Annotated in this window: 21 protein-coding genes; 17 read left to right on the top strand and 4 right to left on the bottom strand. The window is 39.9% G+C overall.

The window, feature by feature from the left end; translation table 11 throughout:
* The first annotated feature begins 15 nt into the window (after positions 1 to 15).
* From ABE021_RS03890 to ABE021_RS03810, 17 genes are all read left to right on the top strand, one after another.
* Positions 16 to 1,044: a DUF2332 domain-containing protein gene (locus ABE021_RS03890; RefSeq protein ID WP_430286928.1), complete on the top strand. Its 1,029-nt coding sequence runs from the start codon at positions 16 to 18 to the stop codon at positions 1,042 to 1,044.
* Positions 1,045 to 1,079: 35 nt separating this feature from the next.
* The gene (locus tag ABE021_RS03885; protein ID WP_430286927.1) at positions 1,080 to 1,784 is read left to right on the top strand and encodes a DUF5694 domain-containing protein; all 705 of its coding nucleotides are present in this window, start codon (positions 1,080 to 1,082) and stop codon (positions 1,782 to 1,784) included.
* Positions 1,785 to 1,871: 87 nt separating this feature from the next.
* Positions 1,872 to 2,069 (top strand): hypothetical protein, encoded by a 198-nt coding sequence (locus tag ABE021_RS03880; protein WP_430286925.1) that lies wholly within the window; start codon positions 1,872 to 1,874, stop codon positions 2,067 to 2,069.
* 404 nt (positions 2,070 to 2,473) lie between these two features.
* The gene (locus tag ABE021_RS03875; RefSeq protein ID WP_430286924.1) at positions 2,474 to 2,692 is read left to right on the top strand and encodes a hypothetical protein; all 219 of its coding nucleotides are present in this window, start codon (positions 2,474 to 2,476) and stop codon (positions 2,690 to 2,692) included.
* Between the two features lie 32 nt (positions 2,693 to 2,724).
* The gene (locus ABE021_RS03870) at positions 2,725 to 3,282 is read left to right on the top strand and encodes a GNAT family N-acetyltransferase (RefSeq protein WP_430286922.1); all 558 of its coding nucleotides are present in this window, start codon (positions 2,725 to 2,727) and stop codon (positions 3,280 to 3,282) included.
* Positions 3,283 to 3,411: 129 nt separating this feature from the next.
* Complete coding sequence (locus tag ABE021_RS03865; RefSeq protein WP_430286920.1) at positions 3,412 to 4,071, top strand: VOC family protein; 660 nt, start codon at positions 3,412 to 3,414, stop codon at positions 4,069 to 4,071.
* 297 nt (positions 4,072 to 4,368) lie between these two features.
* Complete coding sequence (locus tag ABE021_RS03860; RefSeq protein ID WP_430286919.1) at positions 4,369 to 4,896, top strand: GrpB family protein; 528 nt, start codon at positions 4,369 to 4,371, stop codon at positions 4,894 to 4,896.
* Positions 4,897 to 5,443: 547 nt separating this feature from the next.
* The gene (locus ABE021_RS03855; RefSeq protein ID WP_430286918.1) at positions 5,444 to 6,025 is read left to right on the top strand and encodes a GNAT family N-acetyltransferase; all 582 of its coding nucleotides are present in this window, start codon (positions 5,444 to 5,446) and stop codon (positions 6,023 to 6,025) included.
* Positions 6,026 to 7,446: 1,421 nt separating this feature from the next.
* The gene (locus ABE021_RS03850) at positions 7,447 to 8,472 is read left to right on the top strand and encodes an ornithine cyclodeaminase family protein (protein ID WP_430286917.1); all 1,026 of its coding nucleotides are present in this window, start codon (positions 7,447 to 7,449) and stop codon (positions 8,470 to 8,472) included.
* An 88-nt stretch (positions 8,473 to 8,560) separates the two neighbouring features.
* Positions 8,561 to 9,043, top strand: a complete 483-nt coding sequence (locus tag ABE021_RS03845) for a tetratricopeptide repeat protein (protein WP_430286916.1) — start codon at positions 8,561 to 8,563, stop codon at positions 9,041 to 9,043.
* A 482-nt stretch (positions 9,044 to 9,525) separates the two neighbouring features.
* Entirely contained in the window at positions 9,526 to 10,182 is a 657-nt protein-coding gene (locus ABE021_RS03840; RefSeq protein WP_430286915.1) for a Type 1 glutamine amidotransferase-like domain-containing protein, read from the top strand.
* A gap of 493 nt (positions 10,183 to 10,675) precedes the next feature.
* Positions 10,676 to 11,095 carry an HIT family protein gene (locus ABE021_RS03835; protein ID WP_430286914.1) on the top strand — a complete coding sequence of 140 codons (420 nt, stop codon included), beginning with the start codon at positions 10,676 to 10,678 and terminating at the stop codon, positions 11,093 to 11,095.
* Between the two features lie 110 nt (positions 11,096 to 11,205).
* Positions 11,206 to 11,859 (top strand): HAD hydrolase-like protein, encoded by a 654-nt coding sequence (locus ABE021_RS03830; RefSeq protein ID WP_430286913.1) that lies wholly within the window; start codon positions 11,206 to 11,208, stop codon positions 11,857 to 11,859.
* Between the two features lie 174 nt (positions 11,860 to 12,033).
* Positions 12,034 to 12,423, top strand: coding sequence for an NUDIX domain-containing protein (locus ABE021_RS03825; RefSeq protein ID WP_430286911.1), 390 nt, complete (start codon positions 12,034 to 12,036; stop codon positions 12,421 to 12,423).
* Between the two features lie 84 nt (positions 12,424 to 12,507).
* Complete coding sequence (locus ABE021_RS03820; RefSeq protein ID WP_430286910.1) at positions 12,508 to 13,386, top strand: GNAT family N-acetyltransferase; 879 nt, start codon at positions 12,508 to 12,510, stop codon at positions 13,384 to 13,386.
* Positions 13,387 to 13,581: 195 nt separating this feature from the next.
* Positions 13,582 to 14,064 (top strand): DUF2306 domain-containing protein, encoded by a 483-nt coding sequence (locus ABE021_RS03815; RefSeq protein WP_430286908.1) that lies wholly within the window; start codon positions 13,582 to 13,584, stop codon positions 14,062 to 14,064.
* A gap of 550 nt (positions 14,065 to 14,614) precedes the next feature.
* On the top strand, positions 14,615 to 14,935 hold the full coding sequence (locus tag ABE021_RS03810) for a CPBP family intramembrane glutamic endopeptidase (RefSeq protein WP_430286907.1): 321 nt from the start codon (positions 14,615 to 14,617) through the stop codon (positions 14,933 to 14,935).
* A 137-nt stretch (positions 14,936 to 15,072) separates the two neighbouring features.
* Here ABE021_RS03810 and ABE021_RS03805 read toward each other — a convergent pair whose 3' ends face one another.
* The 4 genes from ABE021_RS03805 to efeO all read right to left on the bottom strand — a co-directional run bounded on the left by ABE021_RS03805 (position 15,073) and on the right by efeO (position 20,281).
* Positions 15,073 to 16,305: a dicarboxylate/amino acid:cation symporter gene (locus ABE021_RS03805; protein ID WP_430286905.1), complete on the bottom strand. Its 1,233-nt coding sequence runs from the start codon at positions 16,303 to 16,305 to the stop codon at positions 15,073 to 15,075.
* Positions 16,306 to 16,418: 113 nt separating this feature from the next.
* The gene (locus tag ABE021_RS03800; protein ID WP_430286904.1) at positions 16,419 to 18,179 is read right to left on the bottom strand and encodes an FTR1 family iron permease; all 1,761 of its coding nucleotides are present in this window, start codon (positions 18,177 to 18,179) and stop codon (positions 16,419 to 16,421) included.
* The gene (gene efeB, locus ABE021_RS03795) at positions 18,154 to 19,422 is read right to left on the bottom strand and encodes an iron uptake transporter deferrochelatase/peroxidase subunit (RefSeq protein ID WP_430286903.1); all 1,269 of its coding nucleotides are present in this window, start codon (positions 19,420 to 19,422) and stop codon (positions 18,154 to 18,156) included. Before efeB ends, ABE021_RS03800 begins: the two co-directional genes overlap by 26 nt.
* A 7-nt stretch (positions 19,423 to 19,429) precedes the next feature.
* Positions 19,430 to 20,281, bottom strand: a complete 852-nt coding sequence (gene efeO / locus ABE021_RS03790; protein WP_430286902.1) for an iron uptake system protein EfeO — start codon at positions 20,279 to 20,281, stop codon at positions 19,430 to 19,432.
* Positions 20,282 to 20,355 lie beyond the last annotated feature (74 nt).

Below are 20,355 nucleotides of genomic sequence, written 5' to 3'. Positions count from 1 at the left end.
GGAGGAGGAGCAAATATGCAAGATTCTCATCTATCCATGAGTTTTATGAACTTCGCAAACATGGAGTGTAAAGGCTCCAGTGAACTCTATGAATTTCTATCCTTAAAGGTTGCTGAAGATGCTGGACTGCTCGATTTGTGCCTGGCGGTTCCAAAAGGTCAGCCAGTGCCTAATTTATTATTCGGGGCTGTTCATTACCTTCTATTAAAAGAAAAAGAACATCCGCTAAAAAACTATTATCAAAGTATGACACATCCACCCAAGAGAATAGACGACGAGACCTTTGGCCATTTCAAAGATTTTTGTGAACTGTATCGTGATGAGATCATTCCTACCTTAAAGAGCAGGCTGGTTCAAACCAATGAAGTGAGACGATGCGGATATCTCTTCCCTATATTTTCTTGGATTTACAACAAAGTAGAACAGCCTTTGTCACTTATTGAAATAGGCACCAGTGCGGGTTTTCAACTTTTATGGGATCACTATGGCTACTCGTACGGAACTGGGAGAACGTACGGTAGTCAAAATGCTGGGGTTCACATTACTTCGGAAGTCAAAGGGGACCACTTTCCAAAAATGCTTTCTGAAAGTCCGCCCATCGCATCCAGAATCGGTCTGGACCTCAATATAAGCGACCTCTCGGACCCAGATGATTATTCATGGTTAAAGTCTCTCATTTGGCCAGAACATCAGGAACGATTGGAGTTATTCGACCAGGCTGCAAAGTGTTTGAAAGAAAACCCGGTAGACCTGATGGAAGGTGATGGAGTGCACTTACTTTCAGATGTAGTGGATGCAGTGCCTACAGACTCTTTGATCTGTATCTTCCACACTCATGTGGCAAACCAACTTCCAACTGATTCCAAACACGAACTGCTAAAGAAGATAGCGGCGATCGGCAGTAAAAGAGATGTTTTCCATATATACAACAACATGTGGGACCGCCAACTCCATGTGGATTACTTTCTGAACGGCAAAGAATTCAAAAATACGATCGGTGATACGGATGGGCACGGAAGATGGTTTGAATGGAATTTGTTTTAGCAAGTAGAACTTCTAGTTCACGAGGGGGATTTGCTATGAAACATGACAAGGCGAAAATTCTTATACTGGGAACTTTCCATATGTCAGAGTATGAGGAGTTGCATTCTGAAAAAAGACAAACTGAAATTCAAGAATTAGTATTAAAAATCGCACGTTTTCAACCGACGAAAATTGCGGTTGAAATGGTACCGGAAGATAGTGGTTATTTTAACGAAAAATATACTCACTATAAATCAGGTTCACATAACCTGGAAATGAATGAAATTTTTCAAGTAGCATTTCGTTTAGGTGTTGAGATGGGGCATGATCAGATTTATCCAACGGATTGGATGGGTGATGCTGAAATGCACTACAGTGAAGTGGAAAGTTGGGGCAGAGAAAATCAGCCAGAACTTTTAAATGAAATAGTTAAGGACCTCTTTATTCCTGAATTAACAGAAAGTAAAAGTATAGTAGATTATTATAAAGAGCTGAATGATCCTGTTTTTATCAATGTTCTCCATAAAATGTATGTTAATTTAGCCCGTCTCGGTGATCTTGATAACTATATCGGAATGAACTGGTTAAGCTGGTGGTACAAAAGGAATTTAATTATGTTCAGCAATCTCACGCGTCTAATTGAGTCGGAGGAGGAGCGTATATTATTTCTAGTAGGCAGCTCCCATTCATCAATTGTCACTAAGTTTCTGGAAGAAAGTGAAGTTTGTGAAGTCGTTCAACCGCTTCGTGTTCTTTCTTAAACTATCCTATCCATAGATTATCACCACAGCAGTATGCATTTTTATTTAAATTTATACACGAAATAATGATGAATAGGGGCGGGATACATGGTATTGGGAACGGTTCTCTTATCCCTTGCAAGTTTGTATGTCTTGTATATTGTAATTTTTTCCGCAGTAAAGGATGGGATTGACAAGTCGGAGGTTGGGAAGTTACTAAAAGCAAAGTATGGAGTACATGCGGAAAAGAATCCCATCAGTGATGACGAAATCGAAAAGGTATTAGAAGACGAATTTAAAAACTAAAGAGTGCACATAACTGACGAGGGTTGACTGCGTTCGTGTTATCGGTGTATTCGAGTGAAATCGGGCTCCTAAATAACTATCCAATTTGAGATGCAGGTGAAGAGATGAACGAAAGTCGACCTGGGTTATTAGTATTTGTACTGCTTATATCAAGTGCATATGTGGTTAGCGGAATACTTTATGGGCTTGGTTCATGGATCGTCAAATCACTGGGCTTAGCGGCTGTTATCGGTTACGGGGTACTTTTTTATATAGTTTGGAAAAGTAAAGGGATTTGGAATAAGTCGTAGGTTGAATGCAATGACATAAATCTAATCATCAAGAGAGTTGCGTGCGAAATGAGGACTACATTGGAATTGCTCCGCGTATTTATAATCCTTCTAATTGGAGGGGGATTAGGATGGATGATCGTAAGAAATTTATACATAGTGAATAATGTAGCCGATGACTCCATGTGGATGGGGGCAATCGCTGTTTTTTTATTGATCTTTGTTTTATATCGGAACAAATTACAATTTTCAGGATGGTATAAAGGAGAAAGTAAAGTGAAACTCCCGAAAGCGGTTTCACTGGCATTGATACTGATGTCGCTTATATTACTTATCACACCAATTATATTGTAAAAAGTAGAACATGAAAACCAGGGGGAATCTCTATGGAAATCGAACAAATATATGGTGACTTACCTACACTGGAGACTGATCGATTACTTCTTCGGAAAGTCACAGTAGACGATACGAATGACATGTATCACTATGGTTCAGATGAAGAAGTATCTAGGTACGTTACTTGGAATACCCATAAAACAATCTCAGCTACAAAAGAGTTTGTGTTGTACGTGCTGAATAGATACCAAAATAAGCAAATCGCTCCATGGGGGATTGAACTGAAAGAGAATGGTAAATTCATTGGTACCATTGATTTTGTTTGGTGGAAACCCGAGCATAACAAGGCTGAAATAGGTTATGTCCTCTCCAAAGACTATTGGGGTCAAGGAATCGCAACCGAAGCAACAAAAGAAGTCATTAAATTTGGATTTACTAACATGGATCTGATTCGTATCGAAGCAAGGTGTTTCAAAGAGAACATCGGCTCCATGCGCGTTATGGAAAAAAGCGGGATGTCATTTGAAGGAGTTATGAGAAAAGCGATGGTGGTAAAAGGAAAGCACCAAGACTTGCGATTCTATTCAATCTTAAAAGAAGATTTTTAGTCGTTCACATGTTGCTGACGGATGCCAATTCCCAAAAAGAATGGATGGGTGGAGATTGTTTAATAGAAGGAATTTTTACATTGTAAACAATGAATTAGTTGATTCATATGAAAGTACAGGTGAGAAATGATGGAGATTAAACAAGTCACATTGCAAGCTAGCAACATAGAAGAAATGAAACGCTTTTACACGGTTACACTTGGTTTAAAATTAGTTGAAGACAATGAAAACACGTTTTGTATCGCAGTTGGTTCAAGTAAATTGGAGTTTACGAGCGTAAACGCAGAAGTAAATCCATATTACCACTTCGCCTTTAATATACAGGGTAATCGATTCCTTGAAGCAAAGTCATGGGTTGAAGAAAAAGTTGATTTAAATATAGAAGATGGAGATAACGAAGCTGATTTCCCACATTTATCTGCACGCTCTCTTTATTTCAATGACCCTTCAGGCAACGTTGTAGAATTCATTGCAAGACATTCTAAAACTGACACAGGAGACGAGCCTTTTTCCCCCGACAGTATTCTTAATATTAGCGAAATTAGCCTCACAGTTCCTGATGCCATAGAAGTTGGAAAACAGTTGATGAAGCTGGGCATCAAAGAACGTGAAAAGGAACCCTTAAGTGCTACTTCTCTTAATTTCATGGGAGATCCCACATCTGGAGTCTTTATTTTATTAGTCCAACCGGGGCGGAAGTGGATATTTTCAGATAAGATTTCGGCTGTTTTTCCTCTTGAAATTACACTGGAAAGTGATGAGAAGATTACTTTAAACAATAAAAATTAAGTAATTATTACAAGCTGACTATCTAAAAGTTACACTTATTATTTTTTCAACCATCTCACTAAATATGAGTGCAGGACCCATTAGATTAGCAGTCTGCTTTGTATAGGAAGCGTTAGGGAGGCCATTCGATTGAATGGGTATTATGGAGATCTGTGCACTCAGATTTATGAAATCGATAAGTCAATCGCAAGTGGGAAAGAGCTTACCGAATAAGAGTATTTCATTAAGAATTGATCCCAGTTAGGGTTTGAAATCGGATTATCTATGAAAACAGAGTTTAAGGAAGGGCGAGATCATTTGAAAATTCGGCTTTCAGAGTACGATAAGAAATGGATTCAACTGTTCGAAGATGAAGCTGAATTTTTGGCAGGAATTTTTAAAGATGAAGTCGTGAATTTCGAACATTTCGGGAGTACTGCTGTTCCAGACATGAAGGCAAAGCCTGTTATTGATATGATGTGTCTCGTCAAAGATATCGAAAAAATCGATCTATTCAATAGTCAGTTGCAGTTACACGGTTATGATGTAGCTGGTGAATGGGGGATACCAGGCAGACGGTTGTTTCGAAAAGGGGGAGACAACAGAACCCATCATGTTCATGTTTATCAGCATAATCATCCTCAAATTAGACGCCATCTGGTATTCCGTGATTATTTAAGGACTCATCCCGATGAAGTTGAAAGATATTCAGGTTTCAAAGAAAAGTTGGCTGAACGATATGACGAGACATCTTTATACAGTAAAGCGAAAAAGCCTTTCATAAAGGAAATGGAACAACAGGCATTGGACTGGTTTGAAAACAAAGGGACAAAAAGTTCATTTTAATGATTCTCAAAATTAATATGGAGAGATAATAGAAAAATAATACTATCACTTGTATTTCGTCAGAAAAAGAAGATGCTTTCAAAACCGTGACTTCGGTTTTTAATAGGATGGGTGCAATATAACGCTTATGTTTGACTAAATAGTAATTTTATTTTGTAAAGGAAGGGGGATGACTGGTTAAAGAAAGAGTATCTCTAAAGGAAGCTGCAATCAGGAGAACTAGTTAGCTGACAAGAACTAGAAAATCATATCTATAATAGTTAGGGGATATTTTGAGATATCATTTTGCATAAATAATATAAAGTATGTTTCGCCTCAAGCTAATTGAATTATCGTCACCAAAAACCACTGTTCAATAACCTTTAAGAGAGCTCCAGTTTTTCTTGTGCCAGATGATAGGAGTCTTTTATTTATATTAAAGTGTAGCTAATAGAAGATGATGTTAAGCAATTAAAGCAACATAAATCTTATATCCGATTAAAAAATTCAGGGTTAGTATTTAATCGTCCCCAAAGCTATATGGACCCTAAGATCAGGAGGAAAGCCAATGCTTATTAGAGATTATGATCCCAGTGATGAGATGGGGTGGGTAAGATGCCGAACACTTGCGTTTTTAGAAACGGCTTATTTTGATAATGTTTTAAATCAAAAAGAACATTATGAAAATCCTGCAATTGAACTTATCGCAGAAATTGATGGCCAGGTCGTTGGACTCATTGATATCGAATATGAAAGAGTGGAACGATCAGTTTGCTCCAGAGGAAAAGGACTAGGTGGGATGATTTGGCACATTGCAGTCCATCCTGACTTTTCTCGACAAGGCATCGGACGCCAACTAGTAGACTCTGCTGTGGATAGAGCAAAAGTAATTGGATTAAATCGTTTTGAAGCTTGGACACGAGATGATCTTTGGGTCAAGAATTGGTACGAGAAACAGAATTTCACGATTGTTGATTCTTATTATCATATCTACTTTGAAGGTGCAGAGATGAATCAACGAATTCATAGTGGAATTCCAAAATTACACCTGGTGAATGCTTTTGCACATTATGTAGGGGAGGACATCGATCAATTCAAAACTAAGAATAAGCGTATTCACCAATGTGTATGTTATGAAAAAAAGCTCTAATCTAGCACGAAATTTGTTTCATAAAAGTGCCCAGTTCTCGACTAGGATGCTGCATGTACGTTGGGTCAAGTTCTTAATTGTAGACGACCGTGCAATTTAATCCAGAAGGTAGAAGTAACCAATTACTTTTCCAATTTCAACGGAATAATTAAGGTGTAGTTCTTGAGATCATCATGATAAATGGAGCATTTGGCGTAGGAAAAACAACAATAGCTAATGAATTAGTAAAAGAGATAGAAAATAGCATGATATATGATCCTGAGGAAATCAGTTTTATGTTAAGCAATATTCTTCCTCAGAAAACATTCCAACATTAACCCAAGACTGTCGATTTCCAAGATCTACAACTATGGAAAGAGTTAACGGTTCAAATAGCTCATGCTTTAATTGTTAAATATGAAAAGAACTTGATAGTTCCTATGACCATCCGCAAACCTGAGTACTTTCTTTACATAACAGAGGGATTCAGTACGCTCGATACACAGACATACCACTTTTTTCTTTAACTGCTAGTGAAGAAATCATTGACGAAAGACTACGTAATCGCGGGGAAGAAGACGGTAATTGGTGCTTTCAACAAACAAAAAAAAAGCTTAACTGCTTCTAAAGAATACGACTTTGGGGAGTATATAGATACTGATCATATAACAATTTTAATCTCGCAGTACCAGTATCGATTCAATGATGATTCAAATTTTGCCGAATTGATTATGTTCGCATCAATTTTATCTATCACAGTCTCAATATTTCCCTTAGTTTGCTTTGGCATCACTAGGTTTATTTTAGGGAGTTTGATACAAAGTAGACTACAGCTTATCCCATTCTTGCAGTTAGTCTTCATTTTTCTAATCACTGTTACGCTCACGTATATACTAATAAATTTAACTTTTCATTGATTTGCATAATTAGTACAATGGTAACTTAAATATTATTTTTCTATATGGATTTGATGAGTAGTAAGAGAGTCTCCGTGAAAAATGATGAAGGGGAATAGTCTCATATGAAAGGGTAATTAATTGCAGACATTCATGGAAAGGCCTCCGCACTAAAAGCTTTGCTTCATTGCTTCAAGATTTGGACAAGAGACACGCTATCATATTTTCCTCTTTGGTATTCAGAAGGCATAGCAGAAAATATCGCGTAGATAATCGAGTAGGTAGACCACCAGAAGTATCAAATGCAATTCCCCTTTAATGAATTGTAATAGAACAAGTATAAAATAGAAACTGCGTACGATACATACTCGCAATCTGAAAATACAATTTATATTTAGTTTGATAAATTTGGTCTTGAAATCATTAATAAGATCTTTCATGAAACAGGTACAGAAAAGAACCTTCAAAAGGAATTCGAAAGCGCTACAAATACAAGCGTTATTAAGCTAGATGACCAATCAGGAATAACAAAGGATTATGAGCTAAATGAATTATAATCGTCTTTGGTTCGCTGCAAACGGACAATTTTGTCGTATACAATTTCATATATTTAAATTTGAAGATAAAGGAGTGATAAATATGTCTTATCAAGTCTTAACAGATTCAGAAGTTTTAAAGTTCACACATATGAATTATATTATTAACGTAATTGAACAAGTTTTTTACGAGAAGGAAAACGGATGCCTTATTTCCCCTCCACGTTTCCGTTTAGAAACAGAGAATGGAGACTTAGTTTTCACTGCCGGAGCTGCAACGGGTATTTCAAAAGTAACAGGATTTAGAGTTTACGATAACTACTCAAACGATGAGCCAGGACATGAACAATTAGTAGCAGTATTTGATTCTGAAACAGGAGTATTCAAGGGGATAATTATAGGTAATTCACTTGGTGCTATTCGAACAGGGGCAATTGGTGGTGTTGCTATTAACGTTATGTCTCGCCCAGATGCGACACGGCTAGCAATTATAGGAACAGGTGCGCAAGCCCGTACTCAATTACAAGCAGCTGTAGCAATCCGTGATATTAAGCAGATTCGGGTATACAGCCGCAATGATCAAAATCGGATGAAATTTGCTAAGGAGATGAGTGAAAAACTAAGTATGAATGTTATCCCAGTAGATTGCCCCAAAAAATGTGTGGAAAATGCTGATATTGTTATCTGTGCTACAAACAGCCTTTCTCCAGTACTTGAAGCAGATTGGTTAAATCAAGGGGTACATATCAACACCATTGGACCTAAATCAATTAACGGAAGTGAGATTCCAATTGAGTTAGCAAGTCGAAGTGCTGTGATCACGACCGATTCCCTTGAACAGTTAAATGCTTATTCAACACCTCATTTTTTAGTTGGTACGCCTTATGAGGATAATATTGTACAGCTTTCAGATGTCATGACTGGGACAAAGTCTGGAAGAACTTTAAACAATCAAATGACACTGTTTTGCTCTGTTGGACTGTCAGGCACTGAAGTAGTTGTTGCAAACGAGATTATGAAATTAGCTAAAAAGTAAACTCAGGTAATCGTGCGCTTTAGTCGAATAAAAGTTATGCCTGAACCGTACCGTTTTAATAAATAGATAATGGCTGGATGTGAAAGTAATGGAAGATAAGTTCGATGAAGCTATTGAACTAAGGAAAAACGGAAATCATCATAAATCAAATGAATTATTTTTGAAACTGGTACAGGAATTCCCTGACAATGCGTCAGTAAACTATCATTGTGCTTGGAGTTTTGATTTATTAGGAGAAGAATTAAAAGCAGTACCTTTTTATGAAAATGCAATTAATTTAGGCTTGTCTTCACAAGAACTGAAAGGGGCATTTTTGGGACTAGGCAGTACATATAGAGTATTAGGGGAATACAGAAAATCAAAAAGAGTATTTGAAAAGGGAATGGAATCATTTCCAAATAATAAAGCTCTTCAAACATTCTATTCAATGACCTTGTATAACTTAAATGAGCATAGTAAAGCGATGGAGATGTTACTTAAATGTTTAGCAGATACATCGGCTGATAATGAAATAGTAAGCTATAAAAAGGCTATATATTTCTATTCAAATAAATTAGATGAAATTTGGTAGTAGTTATGAACAGATCTAATTATAAAATTTTTGCTCCTTTTTCGTGAATGAGAATAAATTAAAATCTAATTTCTGCAAACGAAAGATAGTGTAAAAAGAAATTGTACCTCTACTAAAACTTTCAGGACGGAATTACAGCCTAATAACTTATAATCATCCATTTAAAGATTTAATGTTATCAGTTTAAGAATTAATAATTACCAGGGGTCAAAATGAAGGCGAGACAAGATTCGATAGGTAGGAAAAAGCTTTTTGTAAGTGCGTTGATCAACACAACCCGTTGTTTGACTGCCTACGGCTTGATAAATTTTTTAATATCTCATTACTTAATGACTTGTGAATTAATAATGTGCGATTGCTATTAGAACGATTGCGTCTACATTGCAAATAGGTCAATATTGAGTGTACTGTGTTGCTGCTAAGAACACAGATTGAGTCAAGAAAGTAATTAATGGTACTTATGCTTTGCTACGGAGGGACTTATGAGAACTCACTATTATTTAGGGTGGTTTAGCACTTTTTTTCCTGAGAATCTCGGCATGGTGTTACAGGAAGATATAACTGATCGAAAATCGCTTGCTATGATTAGCGGGAATCCATTCTTTGATGAAGAAGATGGTACTACTGAACGCTCATGGCTTGACCAAGCTGGCATCATGTTTGATGAATATCATTTAATTAATCATAGGATACCGAAGGAAGATGCCCATAAGTTAATTCAAAATGCTTCAGTCATTTTTTTATTGGGTGGGGATACCATTAAACAAAATGATTTTTTGTTGGCATATGGATTATCGGATTTGATTAAGAAAAGTAGCGGCGTGGTGATGGGAGCAAGCGCTGGTGCGATCAACATGTCTGCTAAATGGTTATGCTCGAAAAACTTAGGATATGAAGGTGAAATAAGCTCTATTTATGTCGGGATTGGCCTTGACGATTTCTCCGTCCTGTCTCATTTTGATCTTGAAAATAACATTAGTCTGGTTCAAAGTGAACTGGCTCCCTTATCAGAGGAAATGAAAATTTATGCATCTAATAGGGATTGCGCTATACGTATAAAAGGAGACATAATTGACATTTTCGGCAAAGTATATTTAATTTCCCACTCAAAGATTTACAAGTTGGATGAGACCCTCTAGTCGTTGTAAAGGGCTATGAAGTTTTTAAATTCATTTCTTTCTGCAACACCAGTGACGGAATGATTTACTATATTGGATATTAAGTTTAATAGTTGTTTGAGAGTAGAACTATTAATGAGTGAAATTGAAGTAGCTATGGTAATAGGATATCAAAAACTCTAGTGCTATTTCAGAATCCCTTTTTAGAGACTTAAGCGATTCCATTAACTAATAGCTTTCACAATCACGTGGGCTTGAGCCTCCGTTTGTCCTATCTTTAGTGTTGTGATGTCCTTTTACAAAGCAGAATAGATGGAGGATGATGGGTTAGTTTCTACAATGATATTAGGCTGGATAGGCATCCCGATATTCTTATCACACTAAATGCAAGTTTAGTAAAACGAGTAAGATTGTTCATGAAGGTGAAACCAAATCCCTATATTACTAATCTTGAAACACTTTTTTTCTTCCGGATCTTAAATAGTTATATTACCCTCACGTGAGGAGAATGTGGATGGAACGCTGCATATTCTGTGAGATTATCCATAAAAAAGTTGAAGCTTATATCATTTATGAAAATGAGCATGTGTGTTGCTTCTTAGATAAATCCCCAATAAACCTTGGACATCTGTTAATAGTCCCTAAAACGCATTATCAAGAGTTCAATGACGTCGATAAAACTAGTTTGAATGAAGTTATTAATTTGGCTCAAAAGATGTCGAAAATGCTGGACGCTCTTTTCCTCACAGATGGTCTAACTATTTTACAGGAAAACGGAATATTCAAAGATGTTAATCACTATCATATGCATGTAATTCCGAGGTATAAAGACGATGGTTTTTATTTAGTGGAACATGAAAATGCAATGAAGCCGGAAGACTTTAAGGAGATGATGATAAACATGCAGTCGTATCTTCATAAAGAAGAATGTTGATTATTATTTTAAAACCGAGATACGGAAAGAAATTGTATTTGGGCACGCAGATTAGGTAATTCACCGTACTGGCGAATTCATTAAACGCTGTTAAAGAAGGAGAGTAACCAATGTTACAAGCCCTGATTTTTGATATGGATGGGACTCTATTTCAAACGGACAAAATTTTAGAAGTATCACTTGAGGATACGTTTAATCACCTACGGCATCAAAATAGATGGCATACAATAACCCCTCTCAATAAATTCCGCGAAATTATGGGCGTACCTTTACCAAAAGTGTGGGAAACTTTGTTACCTGATCATTCTCACCCAGAGAGAGAACAGACGGATGCTTATTTTCTAGAAAGATTAATTGAAAACATTACACGTGGGAAAGGCGCTTTATATCCAAATGTGATAGAGATATTCAGCTATTTAAAAGAGAATAATTGCTCAATCTACATAGCGAGTAACGGCTTAACCGAATATTTAAATGCAATTGTAAGTTATTATGAATTGGATATTTGGGTTACGGAAACGTTTAGTATTCAACAAATACAATCGTTGGACAAATGTGATTTGGTTAAAACAATATTAAACAAATATGATGTTCGAAACGCCGCTGTAGTAGGAGATCGCCTCTCTGATTTTTACGCGGCTAGAGATAACGGCTTAACGTCAATCGGATGCAATTTTGATTTTGCGCAGGAAGAGGAACTGGCTTTGGCTGATTTTGTAATCGATGATTTAGGTGAACTGAAAACAATAGTACACGATTTGTAAATGGGTCAAGTCGCTCTAAATTCTACTTTGTCAGGGATGCAATTTCAGGTACGAGCTTTTGTTACAACGATACTTTTGAAATCTTTCCAAACTGCGCTGAGGAGGTTGCTAATTGGACATCGCTAGTAAGAGTAATTTTGAATTTCTTGATTTCTGTATGTAAATGAAACTGAGATGGATGACTATCCTAGATTGGCTGGTTCTTACGCCGTTATCAAGTGTGACGATCAGTATCTTCTTTGTTATAACACGTTGAGAAAACAATGGGAATTACCTGCTGGTCAAAGGGAAGAGGATGAGACGCTAAAAGAGTGTGCAGCAAGAGAACTTTACGAAAAAACTGGTCAGATTGTTGCGGAATTGGAATTTAAAGGTTTGCTCAAAGCAAAGCACTTGCTCTTTGGTGAACTAAAATATAGTCCAGTTTATTTTTCTAATGCCGTGAAAATTTTGCCTTTCCAAACAAATTGCGAGACTTCTGAAATTAGGTTATGGGACTTGAGAGAACCGCTGAGTTGTATAGATGTAGTGGACTTGAAATTTTTGACTACATGGAGTGAATGAATTCTCGAGATCTCTTGGGTTAGGAAACAGGGGACAGACTATTTTTTTATTTGAGTCTTACACTGACGAAATAATATGAATTGGGTGATTCTCATTAACAAGACTGTTGAAAAGGCAAAAGATCTTAAAGAATTATCTCTATTTTTAGCTCATATGAATAAACAGCCTGAATCCCACATCGGGTATTGTGGGGAAAGTGAAGGTTCAATTTGTGAGGCTCTCGAAGAAGATTTTCTCACTGAAAATGGGGATATCAATTTTTACCTATCCAGAGCAAATACTGGCGAAATCATTGGAGCTATTGGCGTGGATATCGATGAGACCAGTGCAGAGGTTTGGGGGCCGTTCAACAAATCCTCTTCTCTACCTTTGCAACTCGAATTATGGAACGCACTATTAATAGAGTATCCCAAAGTTCGCGATTTTCAATTCTTTATCAATCAGGAAAACACCTTGCAACAATCCTTCATGCAGGAAATAAAAGCAAAGGAATCAGGCGAACATCTAGTCTTGGAAATAAGGAAAGGGAATTTCACCAAAGTATTGGATAGACGTAGTAATCCATTTACACAAAGTGATTATGACGAATTCGAAAAATTGCACAGCGAATTGTTTCCTAACACCTACTATGATGCATCTACAATTGTCGGAAGGATTAACCGGTACAACGTTTTAATAATCCTAAGAGGGAATTCAAATGAGCTTCAAGGTTATGCTTATTTTGAAGTCGATCCAGAAACAGCGGAGGCTTCGTTGCAATACATCGGGATTTCCGTTACCTCCCGGAATCAGGGGCTGGGCACTCTATTGTTGAAGGAAGCATTGACTGAGATGTTCTTGCATCCCCGGATTGAAACTATTCAATTGACAGTAGAAAATATTAATGACCAAGCGCATACAGTATATAGGAGAGCTGGTTTTGAACAAAAACATACGTTAATCAGCTATCGTTTTAACCGATAGAGTATGCTCTTTTTGTAACTGCATGGAGATTCTCTTCGCATTACTCTTCTATTGTGACGGACAATCTAATTGGATATGCAGAGGATCCATGAAAAAAACAACAGTTACCACTAAGCTCTCTTTACTCGCATGCATTCATGAGTATAGTGGGAAGTAGCTTTAAAAGAAGAAAAGTCATCATGAGGAGGGTGTCGAGTGGAAATGATTACAATCCTGCTAATTATTCATATTATTGTAGGCAGCCTTTGTTTACTAACTGGCACGGCAGCATTGTTATCTAAGAAACAGAAAGGAACACATACGATATTTGGAGAAGTGTATCATGGTGGGTATGTGGTGATTTTCATAACCTCGCTCGCCATGGCGGTTTTGAACTGGTCGGAAAGTTCTTATCTATTCTATATTGCAATTTTTTCATACGGCTTAGCTCTTTTCGGTTACTTAGCAAGAAAGTTACGGTGGAGAAACTGGCTGAACCAACATATCGCTGGAATGATTGGCTCTTATATTGGGATCATCACGGCTACTTTGGTCGTGAATGGTTCAAAGATGCCACTTGTTAACGAAATCCCTACTCTTTTATTATGGTTTATTCCTACGATTATCGGTACCCCTATCATTATGATTGTAAGTAGGCGATACAGCCGTCCTGTTAAACCCAAGAGACTTACACACTAAATGTGGGGTTTAACTTTTCTTCCTTTAGAAGTTGGTTTCAGAGTGAGTTTGGAGGAATATAAGAAATACAAACCACTCCAAGAGGGGGTGTCCAAATCAACGCGAAAAATTTTACACTTATACATATAGCGCTCTTTTTTTTCGCAGGCATCATTTTTTTCTCCTCTCAGTTGTTTATGATGGGGTTCTTTACTCTCATCTGCTTATTGATTGGTTACGTTTTCAGCTATCCATTCCGATCTATTATTTCGCTCTTCCTCTTCTTTTTATTAGGTCTATTGGTATTTCAACTTATGACCCTTTCTATCAACAACTGGGATATTTCCTCTGCTTTGAAAATCATTTTACACAGATTTTCCCTTCTGTCTATTCTTAGTGGAATTATAATTTCAGGTCTGCTCTCCAGACAGCCGCTGTCTTTTTTTGGACAGCTGCCGGATTGGCAACGTCGGATTCAAATTCCACTGCATACCGGCAAGATTCTCATTTTCTTCTTATTGGAATTCTCGGTTCCTGCACGCTATTCATCCCTTTTATTTGGATGGGAGATATGAGCTACGTGAAATCGGTTTTGCCATTCGCTATAGGATTTGCATTCTTAAACGCCGTTCTCGAAGAATTGATTTGGCGGGGGAGTATGCTCTCCAGCTTGCAACGAAATGTGTCTACACTCTATGCAGTTTTGACAACTAGTATAGGATTTGGATTACTGCATATATCCATCGGAATCCCGGTAATGATCAGTCTTATTTTCTCTTTCGCCGGTCTATTCTATGCAATCGTTGTGTTGAAGACTAAAAGTATATATCCAGCTATCGCTTTCCATTTCGTTATTAATCTTGGAATGGTTTTCAATGGTTGGATTGGTTGATTTCTTATTCGAGGATGTAATCAGCAGAACTGAGGGATTCGAGTTTTCGTACGTGTCTTCTGCAACCTACAAAAAAGGACTGCCCCTAGAGTCAATTCATGACTTTGGGGCAGTCCTTTTTCACGTACTCTTATTGTTCAAGTCGTCACCCGTTTCTTCTCCGAACTGTCCACGACGACTGCGCCTACGATGTCACCTACAACGTTCGAAGCTGTTCCGCCCATACCGATGATCGCATCGACACCCGCGATGAGTGCGACGATTTCAAGGGGAAGACCAAACATCGATAATACAGCTGCCAGCGTCACTAGTCCTGCTGCAGGGACTCCTGCTGTTCCGATCGATAAGAGCGTCCCGATAATCACAATTATGAAGAAGTGCGATACGGAAAGATCGAGATTCGTGATATTCGCAGCAAATACGATGGATACACCCATTCGAAGAGCACCGCCATCTGAGTTGAACACCGCTCCGAGCGGAAGTGCAAAGTTCGCTGTCCGCTCAGATACTCCTGCTTTTTGTGCTGCTTTAATGGCAATCGGCAGGGAGGCGATACTACTCGATGTGAAAAATGCTGTTGTATACGCTTCTTTTGTTGACTTGAAGAAATTCATGACAGAATTTCCAGACAAACGGATGAACCCTGTGTATACGACGACCCATAGAATAATAACCCCGAGGTAAAATACGGCCGTGAAGGTGAGTAGTGACTTGAACGTTTCCCATCCTTGGCTGCCAAATGCAGTGGCACTGATTGCAAAGACACCGATGGGTGCATACAACAAGACGCCCGTAAGGAGTTTTGAAAACATTTCTTTCAATGCAATGATCACTTTGTCCAACAATTGACCGTGTTTTTGCATTTCTTGATCGGTTGAGAACTTCATTGCTGAGATGGCAAGTCCAATAATGACTGCCAAGAAAATAATCCCCATGACATTACCGCCTGAAAAGGCTTCAAACATATTGGCAGGCACCATTTGCAGCAAAACATCCGAGAAGTTCGGGGCTGCGGGTGTCTCCACTGTTGTATCGGGAAGCGTCAAATACTGCCCCGGCTGGAACAATAGGGCGAGTCCCACACCGATTCCCACTGCCGCTGCAGTGGTCGCCGTATAGTAGAGAATGAGCTTCCAGCCCATGCGTCCGAGTTGTTTCATGCTCATCTGATTGACAGCAAGTACAACCGTTAAGAAGATCACGGGGATGGCGACAAGGCTTAGTAAGTTGATGAGTAATGTCCCAAGTGGTTGGAATAAAGCCATTTTTTGTCCGAATACGAGACCACTCGCAATTCCTGCAATGAATCCGATGGACATTTTTAAAACGAATGAACTGTCGCGATAACCGCTCCATATTTTCGATAACATCGATTTGCTCCTATTCCTATGTAATGATTCCTTATTTAGCGAAGTTTACCTCTGGTTGAAGTATTGGTCAATTTCTTTGCTCTGGACTGATCAAAATTTAAAATACCGTCTCCTTAAGAGGAAACGGTATTGCGAGCGGGCAACCGTCTTTTAATACTAAACATTGCAACGATTGTCAACACTAATATCAGCTGGCCTGCAATCGTTTCCCATGTCGGATAAAACCCGATTGCGGGTGCGACAGGCAGACCATTCACGATTGAAGAAGGGAAGACATCCGTCAATTGGAGCTTATGGATGCTTACGCCAATAATCTTGAAGGCGAGTACATAGATGAAAACCGTCGCAACCGTAAATAACCGATGAATCGGAATACGGCTTCCTGCTTTCAATAGCACTATAGCAACTGCTGCCAATATGACGAGCGCTACCGCAATACCGAGTAGGAATTCGCTCAATTCCATGTTGGGTGCGATTCCTACATAGAACACTACGGTTTCTGCGCCTTCACGAAATACTGTTAAGAAACTGAGCAGTCCTATCGCCCAAGCACTTCTGCTGGAGATGGCAGTGCCCATTTGACGCGCGATGTAGTCATTCCATGCGGTGACAGAAGATTTACGGTGAAGCCATGCACCAATCCCAATCATCATGGCTGCTGCTGCGAGACCGATAGCACCTTCCATGATTTCACGGCTATTTCCGATAGTTACGGAGTTAAGAATGGTTGTCATCAGGACAGCTGTAACGATACTTGCGACAATCCCTACTGCGGAACCTGTATAGATCCATTTAGAAAGCTGTGGCTGTCCTGCTTTCTTCAGAAATGCTACCAAACCGATTACGATGAGCAGAGCTTCTAAGCCTTCACGCAGTAAAATGAGTGCAGAATCCCAAAATGTATAGGACGTACTTTCTTGGATGAGTTCGATTTTTTGTTGCAAACTAGCGATTTGTCCCGAGATTTTACTACTATCCGCATTTTCACTTGTGAGCTTACCAGCAAGTAATGGCAATTGACTTTCGATTTCCGTGTAGAGTGCTGCATCTTTTGTACGGATTTGACCTTCAACGTTCGGCCAGCTTGTGATGAACTCACGCAGTTTAGCAACCGCTGTGTCTGAATCCTCTTCAGCAAGGGCTGCACGACTGTCCGCCAAAAGCGAAGTCAGCGTCTCCAGCGAAGCATCTGTCACAGGTGCTGAAGGTGAAGCTGGAGCTGTTTCGCCCGCAGCAAACGACGTGATCGCTTGCTGCAGGGCAGTGTACGTCTGTTCGAGATCTGCCTGATTTGGTGAATCCTCTGCTAGCGCGATGCGAAGGAACGCCATCTGGGTTTCAATCGACCCATACGCCGCAATACTTTGTTCGCGGACTGGGCGTTCATTGCGTGTCCAAACTGCTAGAAACTTCTTTTCGGAAGCTCGGATTGCTGCGACATCGTCCGAACGAATGGCATCTCCCAGTTTTTCAAGATCGGGTGTCACCGCCTTCTTAAACGCGAGACGTTCCGCTTGTTCATCCACGGGGTTTTCTGCTTTCTCCAGTGCATGCACTGCTTTTGACAGTACTGTCAACGCCTCGAGACGTTGTACAGACCCCTCTGCCTGCTCCGCTTCTTTTAGAGCACTCTCCACTTGCTTACTTTCCTTCGCGACGTGATTTTCTTGCTTCCATGCAGCTTTGAACTCCTCCAATGCCGTATCCGCAGCAGGCTTATCGTCTTGTTTGGATGCCATGATCGCATCTCCGATCGCGATATACAAGTCACTATAAGAAGGCGTCTCTGCGTGGGCAAGGGAGACGGGTAAAAGAGACAAAAGCAGGACTGCGGTGAGCAGTACCTGCTTACAAAACACGGAATAACGATTCACCGATATAGCTTCCTTTCTGAACACCAGGGAAGCAGGCAAACAAAGCACTGCCGCGGTGTGTAATGTATTCATTCAGCCTATCGACGCGGCCAAAACTTTTTTGGATGGCGACAAATTGCTCCGGATCTTTTTGATAGGAGATGAACAGCAAACCTGCATCGTATGCACCGGTTGCATCCATTGTTCCTGAAGAGTAGGAAAAAGAACGTCGATGAATTTGGGTTTTGGCTTCCTTAGCTAAGCGTACGTGCGAATCCACAGGAATCACGGGTGCTCCTGAATCGTCTTTCCGGTCAAGAGGCACCTCATCGTGTTCGCCTTTCAATCCGATTGGCGCTCCGGTATCACGGTGACGGCCGAATGTCGCCTCCTGCGCATTCAGCGCTGTCCGGTCCCATGTTTCCAAGTGCATCTGGATCCGGCGTACCGCCATATAACTCCCTCCAGCAAGCCACCCTTGGGATTCACCAGGCTGAACCCAAACAACGTCGTTCATAGCTTGTTTGCTGGTAACGTCTGGCCCTGATGTACCGTCTTTGAATGCAAATAAGTTGCGTGGGGTTTCACGTTTCTTATTTTTTTCGGGGAACGAGTTGAATCCCGCTTGTGACCATTTCAAACGTACTTTCCCTGAAGCGGCGCGAATCAGGTTGCGTACTGCATGAAACGCTACTTGTGGATCTTCTGCACATGCCTGAATGCATATATCGCCTCCCGTGTAGGCGGGATCGAGCTGGTCTTTAGGGAAGTGGGGAAGCTCTTTGAGTTCCGCAGGCCGTTTCGATGAGAGTCCCAGCTCTTTTTTATCGAACAGGGAAGGGCCTACGCCAAACGTCAATGTGAGATTGGACGCATCCAGTCCACCTGCTTCACCTGTATCTTTCGCAGGGATAAAGCCGTTAGAAGAAAGCTCACCGATCGGTTCGCCATTCATTAAACGAACCGCCATCGGTGTCCATTGCTGGAACAACTCTTTCAGTTCAGTCTGGGAGTTGACGAGGACGTCGAGTGAAGCAAAATAAACATGGGTTTGCACAGGTGTGATGATACCGGATTGATGCGCACCGTAAAAGTTCACTTTGTTGTTAGTTGTCGGATTATCTTCCTCTGTCGTCATCCCGAACACGTTGAGAAGACCGCCGAGTCCAGACGCTCCTATTGCTGCACCCGCAGCTCCCGCACCCGTTAACTTCAACATTTGACGTCGGGAGATTTTCTTCTCAAATAACTTTTCTTCTGTCATTACATTCTCACTCCATTACGATGCCCATCATGCTCAATGGTTCACCAAGTTGATTGACCGCATCTGCTAATTGCTTCGTGTCTTCTTTCGTCAATTCTTCATAAGAAATATAACCGTCATTTCCATCTTCGTGTTTTGCAAGAAGTCCATTCAATGCCGAAAACTTATTCGTCAAGTCCGTTGCAAGTTGAGCATCCTTCTGTTTGATGACCGCTTCGAAAATATGGAAAATTTCTTCCGCGCCTTCCACGTTCGCTTTGAAGTCATATAGATCCGTATGAGAAAAGATTTCTTCTTCACCCGTGATTTTTGATGTCGACACTTCGTTCAGCAAGTCAACAGCCCCTGTAATCATCAAGTCCGGGCTAACCTCAACCGTTTCGACACGAGCACGCAATTCTTTTGCGTCTTTCAGCAACTGATCGGCAACTTCTCCATAGCCTTCTGTTGTGTTGTCGACCCATAGACCGTATTCGATCTTATGGTATCCGGACCATTGTTCTTCGCCTTGACCTTCCTCTTCCAAGTCAGCAAGACGGGCGTCAATTCGAGGATCGAGATCGCCGAAACTTTCTGCAATCGGTTCGGAACGTTCAAAGTACATACGAGCCAGAGGATAGATCGCTTTTGCGTCTTCGATTTTGCCTGCTTTTACAGCACTGACAAATTTATCAGTTTCTACGACGAACTGATCCATCTGTTCCAATGCGAACTGTTTGTACGCATCCGTTTCTTGTTGGAGATCAGCAGGAGCTGCAGCTTCCGCCGGTTCTTTCTCAGTTGATGTTTTCTCGGCACCGCAACCTGATAGGACAAGGCCTGTTGCGAGTAGTGAGGCGAGCAAGGCATGGGATTTCATAAGTTCAGTTCCTACTTTCCATCTTTTTCTCAATGATAATCATTATCACCATGTTGAGTCAACTGTTTTTTTGT

The organism is Sporosarcina gallistercoris (assembly GCF_050459885.1).
GTDB lineage: Bacteria > Bacillota > Bacilli > Bacillales_A > Planococcaceae > Sporosarcina > Sporosarcina gallistercoris_A.
The sequence above is the reverse complement of the archived record's forward strand: the minus strand, read 5'-3'. Positions and strand labels throughout refer to the sequence as shown.

What these genes read in the sequence shown, in the direction of transcription:
- ABE021_RS03890 (WP_430286928.1), top strand. Translation starts at nt 16, where the DNA reads ATGCAAGATTCTCATCTATCCATGAGTTTTATGAACTTCGCAAACATG.
- ABE021_RS03885 (WP_430286927.1), top strand. Translation starts at nt 1,080, where the DNA reads ATGAAACATGACAAGGCGAAAATTCTTATACTGGGAACTTTCCATATG.
- ABE021_RS03880 (WP_430286925.1), top strand. Translation starts at nt 1,872, where the DNA reads ATGGTATTGGGAACGGTTCTCTTATCCCTTGCAAGTTTGTATGTCTTG.
- ABE021_RS03875 (WP_430286924.1), top strand. Translation starts at nt 2,474, where the DNA reads ATGATCGTAAGAAATTTATACATAGTGAATAATGTAGCCGATGACTCC.
- ABE021_RS03870 (WP_430286922.1), top strand. Translation starts at nt 2,725, where the DNA reads ATGGAAATCGAACAAATATATGGTGACTTACCTACACTGGAGACTGAT.
- ABE021_RS03865 (WP_430286920.1), top strand. Translation starts at nt 3,412, where the DNA reads ATGGAGATTAAACAAGTCACATTGCAAGCTAGCAACATAGAAGAAATG.
- ABE021_RS03855 (WP_430286918.1), top strand. Translation starts at nt 5,444, where the DNA reads ATGCTTATTAGAGATTATGATCCCAGTGATGAGATGGGGTGGGTAAGA.
- ABE021_RS03850 (WP_430286917.1), top strand. Translation starts at nt 7,447, where the DNA reads ATGAATTATAATCGTCTTTGGTTCGCTGCAAACGGACAATTTTGTCGT.
- ABE021_RS03845 (WP_430286916.1), top strand. Translation starts at nt 8,561, where the DNA reads ATGGAAGATAAGTTCGATGAAGCTATTGAACTAAGGAAAAACGGAAAT.
- ABE021_RS03840 (WP_430286915.1), top strand. Translation starts at nt 9,526, where the DNA reads ATGAGAACTCACTATTATTTAGGGTGGTTTAGCACTTTTTTTCCTGAG.
- ABE021_RS03835 (WP_430286914.1), top strand. Translation starts at nt 10,676, where the DNA reads ATGGAACGCTGCATATTCTGTGAGATTATCCATAAAAAAGTTGAAGCT.
- ABE021_RS03830 (WP_430286913.1), top strand. Translation starts at nt 11,206, where the DNA reads ATGTTACAAGCCCTGATTTTTGATATGGATGGGACTCTATTTCAAACG.
- ABE021_RS03825 (WP_430286911.1), top strand. Translation starts at nt 12,034, where the DNA reads ATGGATGACTATCCTAGATTGGCTGGTTCTTACGCCGTTATCAAGTGT.
- ABE021_RS03810 (WP_430286907.1), top strand. Translation starts at nt 14,615, where the DNA reads ATGAGCTACGTGAAATCGGTTTTGCCATTCGCTATAGGATTTGCATTC.
- ABE021_RS03805 (WP_430286905.1), bottom strand. Translation starts at nt 16,305, where the DNA reads ATGTTATCGAAAATATGGAGCGGTTATCGCGACAGTTCATTCGTTTTA.
- efeB (WP_430286903.1), bottom strand. Translation starts at nt 19,422, where the DNA reads ATGACAGAAGAAAAGTTATTTGAGAAGAAAATCTCCCGACGTCAAATG.
- efeO (WP_430286902.1), bottom strand. Translation starts at nt 20,281, where the DNA reads ATGAAATCCCATGCCTTGCTCGCCTCACTACTCGCAACAGGCCTTGTC.